Below are 5,085 nucleotides of genomic sequence, written 5' to 3' on the forward strand. Positions count from 1 at the left end.
CTCGGCCTGCTGGCGCAGCGCCTCCGCCTCGGCGCGCAGGCGTCCGGCCTCATCCAGCTCGTTCCGCACGGCCCTGGCACGGGCGTCGAGCATGCCGGCGAGGCGCTGCCAAAGCATCCGCCCGGTCAGCACGACGAAGAGAACGAAGGCGATGCCGACCCAGAACTTCGGGTCGAGCCAGAAATGCTCGTAATGGTGTGCCATCAGGCCTGTCCTCGCGCCGCGATCTGACGGTCGACGGCCTGTGCCACGGCCGCCTGGTCCTTGATGCCGGAAAGGGTCTCGACCAGCGCCGTGGCGGCATCGGTCGCGACCTCGCGCAGCGCGCCCATGGCGGCGTCGCGGGCCTGGTTGATGCGCGCCTCGGCCGAGGCGATCTGCTCCTGTAGCCGGGCATTCAGCGCCTCGGCCCGTGAGGCGGCCTCGGCATTGGCGGCGGCCATGGCGGCGCTGATGCTGTCCTGCGCCTGGGCGCGGGCCTGCTTCGTCGCGGCCAGATGCGCGGCATTGGCCTCGTCGGCCTCGGCCTTGGCCGCGCGCGCGGCCTCCAGGTCGGCACCGATGCGCTGGCGCCGGCTGGCCAGGACCTCGCCCACCGGCGGCAGCAGCCACTGGTAGCAGACCAGCACGAAGAGGCCGAAGATGACGAAGAGCCAGACGACCTGGGCCGTGGTCAGCGGGTTGCCGAAGTCGAGCTGCGGCATGCCGCCCTTGCCTTCGGCCTGGGCCTTGGCATCGTGGTAGTCGGCGCGGTCCTGGGCAGAGCCGATGGCGTGCGCGCGGTCGGAATCGGAAAGCGGGGCCCCCGTCGTCTGCGGGAGCTGGCTGGGCAGAGCCACGGTGCCGGAGGGGGTGGAATGGGGCGCGGCGGGCGCGGAGGGAACCTGTGCGACGGCGAGCACCGGCAGGAGAACCAGCGCCGCGGCCAGCGCGGTCGTCTTGCGGCGGATCATCACGGCTCCTGAAGGAACCGGTGCCGCGGGGACGGGCCCCGCGGCACCAGGGGGTGTCAGGTGAAGAGGATCAGGAAGGCGATCAGCAGGGCGAAGAGCGCCACGGCTTCCGTCAAGGCGAAGCCCAGGATGCCGATCGGGAAGACGGTGTCGCGGGCGCCGGGGTTGCGGGCCACGCTGCTGATCAGCGAGGAGAAGATGTTGCCGATGCCGAGGCCGACGCCGAAGAGGGCGATGACCGCGAGGCCGGCGCCGAGGGCCTTGAAGGCGCCGAGGTAGGCGACAGGATCGTTCATCGAGAAGTTCTCTTTCCTTGTCTCAAGGGGAAGGGGACGCGCTGTCTTTAGTGCAGGTGCACCGCGTCGTGGAGATAGATGCTGGTCAGGATCGCGAAGACATAGGCCTGCAGGAAGGCGACCAGCACCTCGAAGCCGATCAGCGCGACGTTGACCGCCATCGGCAGCAGCGCACCGAGGAAGCCCAGCGCACCAAAGGAGCCGATCAGCACGACGAAGGTGGCGAAGACCTTCAGCATCACGTGCCCCGCGACCATGTTCGCGAAGAGACGGATGGAGAGGCTGATCGGGCGGGACAGGTAGGAGACGATCTCGACCGGGATGATGATCGGCGCCAGCCAGAGCGGCGCGCCCTCGGGGAAGAAGTAGCCGAAGAACTTCCGGCCATGCAGGACCAGGGCGATGATCGTCGTGGTCAGGAACACCAGGACCGCGAGGCCGAAGGTCACCGCGATGTGGCTGGTATAGGTGAAGGCATAGGGGAACAGGCCCAGCATGTTCCCGAACAGGATGAACATGAACAGTGCGAAGACGAAGGGGAAGTAGCGGCGCCCCTCCTGTCCGACCTGCCCGATCACGAGCCCTTCCACGAATTCGTAGAAGATCTCCGCCAGCGCCTGCAGCCGCCCCGGCACGACCGCGCGGCGGCGCATCCCGAACAGCATCAGGGCGGAGATCAGGCCGACCGCGAGCAGCATATGGGCGGTGGACTGGGTGAACCCGACAGCGCGGCCGACAGGCCCCAGCACGGGGATGAGCTCGAACTGGCTCAGCGCGTCGATCGTCTTGCCTTCAGTCGCCAAGGCCCTGCCCTCATTCAGCGGTCGCGCCCACGCCCCGGGGAAAGAACGCGGTAAAGATTCAGCACCCCGGCGGCGCCGCCCACAAGGAAGAAGACCAGCAGAAGCCAGGGGGACGTGCCGAACCACCGGTCCAGCGCCATGCCGATCACGGTGCCGACAATCAGGGCCGAGACCAGCTCGGCACCGATCCGCAGCCCCAGACCCCACACGCCTGCCGGCAGCCCTCCCTTTCCCTTTTCAGGGTCGGGATCCAGGCCCTGCTGGGCCCGGGCTTTCCGCAAGCGGTCGTCGAAGTCGCCGTGCTTTACCACCCTCGCTCCCTGCGGGCCTAACCCCCGGAAGGCAATGGGCTCGTAAGGAACCGTTCACACGGTGTCAAGCTGAGACGAAACCGCCGGACTGCCGCTCCCACAAGCGCGCATAGGCTCCGCCGCGGCCCAATAATTGCGCATGCGTGCCCATCTCCGCGATGCGCCCGTGTTCCAGCACGACCAGACGATCGAGCCGCGCGATGGTGGACAACCGATGCGCGATGGCGATCACAGTCTTGCCCTGCATCAACCGCTCCAGCTGTTCCTGGATCGCCGCCTCCACCTCCGAATCGAGCGCGCTCGTCGCCTCGTCCAGCACCAGGATCGGCGCATCCTTCAGCAGCACGCGCGCGATGGCGATGCGCTGCCGCTGCCCGCCGGACAGCTTCACGCCGCGCTCGCCGACATGGGCGTCGTAGCCGGTGCGGCCGCGCCAGTCCTCCAGCCGCGCGATGAAGCCATCCGCCTGGGCCTGCCGTGCCGCCGCCGTGACCGCCGCGTCATCCGCATCGGGGCGGCCATAGCGGATGTTGTCGCCGACCGAGCGGTGCAGCAGCGCGGTGTCCTGTGTCACCACGCCGATGGCTGAGCGCAGCGACTCGGCTGTCACCGCGGTAATGTCCTGTCCATCGATCAGGATGCGCCCCGAATCGGGCTCGAAGAACCGCAGCAGCAGGTTGATGGCCGTGGTCTTGCCGGCGCCGGAATGGCCGATCAGCCCGATCCGCTCGCCCGGCGCGATGGTCAGGTCGAAGCCGTCCAGCACCGCCTGCCCTTCCCGCCCATAGCCGAAGCGGACCTTATCGAACCGCACCTCGCCGCGCGTGACGACGAGCTCCTTCGCCTCCGGCGGATCGGGCGCGGTAGGCGGCACGGCGATGGAGGCCATGCCCTCCTGCACCACGCCGATATTCTCGAAGATCGAGGAGACGTTGAAGGCGACCCAGCCGGAGATGTTCACGATCTGCCAGGCCATGGGCAGCGCCGTGGCCACGACGCCGAGCCCGATCTCGCCCTGCGTCCAGAGCCAGATCGACAGCGCCGCCATTCCCGTCATCAGCAGCGCGTTCAGCGAGGACAGCAACAGCCCGTTCAGCGTGACGATGCGGGTCTGGCGCTGGAAGCGGTCGGTGAGCTGGTTCAGCCCCTCGCCCACGAAGTCGTCCTCGTCCCGCGCCCGGGCGAAGAGCTTCACGGTCAGGATGTTGGTGTAGCTGTCCACCACCCGCCCGGTGAGCAGCGAGCGCGCCTCCGAGGCCCGCCGCGCCCGTTCCCGCAGCCGCGGCACCACGAGGCGGAGCTGCACCACGTAGAGGCAGAACCACAGCAGAACCGGCAGCGCCAGCCGCCAGTCCGCCGAGACCAGCCAGAGCACCGCCCCGCTGGCATAGACCAGGATGTACCAGACGGCATTGACGCCGGAGACGATGCTCTCGCGCAGCGCCGGCCCCGCCTGCATCACCCGCGTGGCGATTCGGCCCGAGAAATCCTCCTGGAAGAAGGCCCAGCCCTGCCGCACCACATGCCAGTGCGCCTGCCAGCGGATCATCCCGGTGAAGCCCGGCACCACCGCCTGCTGCACCACGAGGTTCTGCATCAGGATGGAGGCCGGCCGCACCAGCACCATCACCAGCGCCATGCCGAGCAGCGGCCCCCAGGCCTCGGCGAAGAGCCGCTCCGGCGGATGGGCCTGCAGCAGCGAGATCACCCGGCCGATGAAGATCGGGATCAGCGCGTCCAGCAGCGCCACCCACATCCCCATCACGAAAAGCAGCAGGAAGACGAGCTTCGCCTGCCTGGCATAGTGCCAGTAGAATCCCAGCAGCGAGGGCGGCGGCGCCCCCTCCGGCACCGGCACGCCCAGGAAGCGCGCGGCCTTCTCCCCCGGATTCGCGGCCGGGTTCACCAGGCTTTCGAAGAAGCGGAACATCGCGGGAACAGGACGCCCGCGCGGGGAGTCGGGTCAACGCACAAGGCGTTCATGTTCCCCAGGGGTGCCTGTGGCCCGGGCGGGAAGGCGCCGCCCTCCCCAGGCGCCTGAAGCGCAACGACCGTTCAGGCCGTCGCCTGGGCCACCATCTCCACCGCTCGCGACAGGTCCACGCTGAGCAGGCGGGACACGCCGCGCTCCTGCATGGTGACGCCGTAGAGCCGGTGCATGCGGGCCATGGTCAGCGGGTGGTGCGTGACCACCAGGAAGCGGGTGCCCCCTTCCGCCATCGCGTCCAGCAACCCGCAGAGGCGCTCGACATTGGCGTCGTCCAGGGGGGCGTCCACCTCGTCCAGCACGCAGACCGGGGCGGGCTGGCACCTGAACACGGCGAAGATCAGGGACAGCGCGGTCAGCGCCTGCTCACCGCCCGAGAGCAGCGAGAGGGCGGCCAGCCTCTTGCCCGGCGGCTCGGCGAAGAGTTCCAGGCCGGCCTCCAGGATATCCTCCGACCCGACCAGGGCCAGATGCGCCCGCCCGCCGCCGAAGAGCCGGGTGAAGAGCGCCTGGAACTCCGCGTTCACCTTGTCGAAGACGGCGCGCAGCCGCTCCCGCGCCTCGCGGTTCAGGTGGCCGACCGAGCCGCGCAGCTTGTGGATCGCGGTGGCGATGCTGTCGCGCTCGGCATCCAGCCCGGCGAGGCGTGCCTCGATCTCCGCCACCTCGCCCTCGGCGCGCAGGTTGACCGGACCCATCTCCTCGCGCTCCCGCGCCAGGCGCTCGGCCTTGCGG

At 69.3% G+C, this 5,085-nt stretch carries 6 protein-coding genes and 1 pseudogene; all 7 read right to left on the reverse strand.

Translation table 11 applies throughout. From position 1 onward, the window contains the following. Nucleotides 1-204: pseudogene (locus tag ROTAS13_RS19045) on the reverse strand (ATP synthase F0 subunit B); the annotation flags it as partial. Further along, nucleotides 204-953 (reverse strand): F0F1 ATP synthase subunit B', encoded by a 750-nt coding sequence (locus ROTAS13_RS19050; RefSeq protein ID WP_226946021.1) that lies wholly within the window; start codon nt 951-953, stop codon nt 204-206. The pseudogene ROTAS13_RS19045 and the gene ROTAS13_RS19050, both read right to left, overlap by 1 nt. Nucleotides 954-1,009: 56 nt before the next feature. Beyond that, entirely contained in the window at nt 1,010-1,249 is a 240-nt protein-coding gene (locus ROTAS13_RS19055; RefSeq protein ID WP_019459606.1) for an ATP synthase subunit C family protein, read from the reverse strand. Between the two features lie 47 nt (nt 1,250-1,296). Next, the gene (locus ROTAS13_RS19060; RefSeq protein ID WP_019459605.1) at nt 1,297-2,052 is read right to left on the reverse strand and encodes a F0F1 ATP synthase subunit A; all 756 of its coding nucleotides are present in this window, start codon (nt 2,050-2,052) and stop codon (nt 1,297-1,299) included. A 14-nt stretch (nt 2,053-2,066) separates the two neighbouring features. Beyond that, complete coding sequence (locus tag ROTAS13_RS19065; RefSeq protein ID WP_019459604.1) at nt 2,067-2,261, reverse strand: AtpZ/AtpI family protein; 195 nt, start codon at nt 2,259-2,261, stop codon at nt 2,067-2,069. Nucleotides 2,262-2,427: 166 nt separating this feature from the next. Further along, entirely contained in the window at nt 2,428-4,293 is a 1,866-nt protein-coding gene (locus tag ROTAS13_RS19070) for an ABC transporter ATP-binding protein (RefSeq protein ID WP_075823120.1), read from the reverse strand. Between the two features lie 125 nt (nt 4,294-4,418). After that, on the reverse strand, nt 4,419-5,085 hold a 667-nt coding region (locus ROTAS13_RS19075), incomplete at its 5' end, for an AAA family ATPase (protein WP_171979154.1).

This window comes from Roseomonas sp. TAS13 (assembly GCF_001950415.1).
Classification (GTDB): domain Bacteria; phylum Pseudomonadota; class Alphaproteobacteria; order Acetobacterales; family Acetobacteraceae; genus Roseomonas; species Roseomonas mucosa.

Coding starts and splice junctions, on each gene's coding strand:
- ROTAS13_RS19055 (WP_019459606.1), bottom strand. CDS start 1,249: ATGAACGATCCTGTCGCCTACCTCGGCGCCTTCAAGGCCCTCGGCGCC.
- ROTAS13_RS19070 (WP_075823120.1), bottom strand. CDS start 4,293: ATGTTCCGCTTCTTCGAAAGCCTGGTGAACCCGGCCGCGAATCCGGGG.
- ROTAS13_RS19050 (WP_226946021.1), bottom strand. CDS start 953: ATGATCCGCCGCAAGACGACCGCGCTGGCCGCGGCGCTGGTTCTCCTG.